Genomic DNA, 1,964 nt, shown 5'->3' on the forward strand with positions numbered 1-1,964 from the left:
CGCCCGCATGCCGCGCACGCTGATCCTCGAGCCGACGCGCGAACTGGCGGCGCAGGTCGAAGAGAACTTCATCAAATACGGCAAGAACCACAAGCTCAACATCGCACTCCTGATCGGCGGCGTCTCCTTTGATGAGCAGGACAAGAAGCTGGAGCGCGGCGCAGACGTGCTGATCGCGACGCCCGGCCGCCTGCTCGACCACCGCGAACGCGGCAAGCTCCTGCTCAACGGCGTCGAGATCCTCGTCATCGACGAGGCCGACCGCATGCTCGACATGGGCTTCATCCCCGACATCGAGCGCATCTGCGAGATGATCCCGTTCACGCGCCAGACGCTGTTCTTCTCGGCGACCATGCCGCCGGAGATCACCAAGCTCACCGAAAAGTTCCTGCACGCGCCGGTGCGCGTCGAGGTTTCCAGGGCCGCCTCCACCGCGACCAGCATCACGCAGCGCCTGGTGAAGTCAGGCTCCAAGCCGTGGGAAAAGCGCGAGACGCTGCGCAACCTGATGAAGGCCGAGAGCGACGGGCTGAAGAACGCCATCATCTTCTGCAACCGCAAGGTCGAAGTGTCGGAGCTTTTCCGCTCGCTGCTGAAACATGATTTCGATGCCGGCGCATTGCATGGCGATATGGACCAGCGCGCGCGCATGCAGATGCTCGCCAATTTCCGCGACGGCAAGCTGCGCTATCTCGTCGCCTCGGACGTCGCCGCGCGCGGCCTCGATATTCCGGACGTCAGCCACGTCTTCAATTACGACGTGCCGATCCATGCAGAGGACTATGTCCACCGCATCGGCCGCACCGGCCGCGCCGGCCGTTCCGGCAAGTCCTTCACCATCGCAACCCGCTCCGACACCAAATATGTCGATGCCATCGAAAGGCTGATCGGCACCAAGATCGAATGGCATGACGGCGACCTGTCGACGGTTACCGAGAGCGAAGGCGAGGATTCGCCGCGCCGTGGCCGCGGCGCGCCGCGGCGCGCCGGCCGCAAGGATGAGGACCGCAAGGACCGGGGCGAGCGCAAGAAGGACCGTCACGCCAAGCGTGAAGAGACGCCCGACACTGCGCGCGAAGAGCAGCCCGTCGCCGAAGTGGCCGATATCGCCGAGCGCCGCGCCCGCAAGGACGCGATCCGCTCAGAGAACGAGCGCAAAGGCTCGGGCAATCGTCACGAGCAGCGCGGCGACGCCCGTGCGCAACGCGACCGCCCTGCCCGCCATCGCCAGGAAGAAGACGATGCAACCGTCGGCTTCGGCGACGACGTGCCGGCCTTCATGCGGATCGTCGCGAAGGTCTGAAGTCGATACCAGCATAGCCCGGAATGAAAACGGCCCCTGAGCGGGGCCGTTTCTTTTTTGCTGTCGCTTCGCCTGAAGCAATTCAGCCAAAGGCAGTGCCTTACATCGGACCTGGCATCATCTTGGTCGGCTTCTCCAGCATCGGGAACTCGGCCTTGGTGCATTTCACGTTCGGGTTCGTCGGGGCGAACATGCCGTTCGGATTATCCCTGAACAGCCAGGCATGCAGGTCGTAGTGGACGAACTCCCTCGGGATGAGAGGATAATGCCCCTCCATCGGCCCCATGAATTTCTGACCGAACAGGCTCGGTGCTTCCTTCACGTCCGGCGTCAACGGCACCAGCCATTCCACGCCGACCAGTTTCAAGCCTTTCTTCGTCGGCTCGTAGATCAGGACGTTGGGTTTCATCGGGTCTAGTGGCTTGCCAACGCTCGGAACGTTGACGAAATGGACGCCCATCGCGCCTTTCGGATAGTCCATCGTGCCCGGTATCTTCTCGCCGCTGTAGTAGACGCAGCCTTCGGTCGATAGATAGAGGTCGCGGATGGCGGCCGTGTAGTCCTCATATTTGGCCAGCGATTTTTTCAAGGCTTCGATGTCGGCCTTGTTGGCCTCCTCGGCTTGAGCCGCGGCCGCGCCTAGCCACGCGCCCAAGAGACC

The 1,964-nt window shown here is 63.0% G+C and carries 2 protein-coding genes; one reads left to right on the forward strand and one right to left on the reverse strand.

The window, feature by feature from the left end; translation table 11 throughout:
• A partial coding sequence (locus tag EOA38_RS35125) for a DEAD/DEAH box helicase (protein ID WP_145966241.1) occupies nt 1-1,303 on the forward strand: 1,303 nt, incomplete at its 5' end.
• 100 nt (nt 1,304-1,403) lie between these two features.
• On the opposite strand, the gene EOA38_RS35130 is transcribed toward EOA38_RS35125, so the two are convergent.
• Nucleotides 1,404-1,958, reverse strand: coding sequence for a hypothetical protein (locus EOA38_RS35130; RefSeq protein WP_127301378.1), 555 nt, complete (start codon nt 1,956-1,958; stop codon nt 1,404-1,406).
• Between the last annotated feature and the right edge of the window lie 6 nt (nt 1,959-1,964).

It is taken from the genome of Mesorhizobium sp. M1E.F.Ca.ET.041.01.1.1 (assembly GCF_003997355.1).
Taxonomy (GTDB): domain Bacteria; phylum Pseudomonadota; class Alphaproteobacteria; order Rhizobiales; family Rhizobiaceae; genus Mesorhizobium.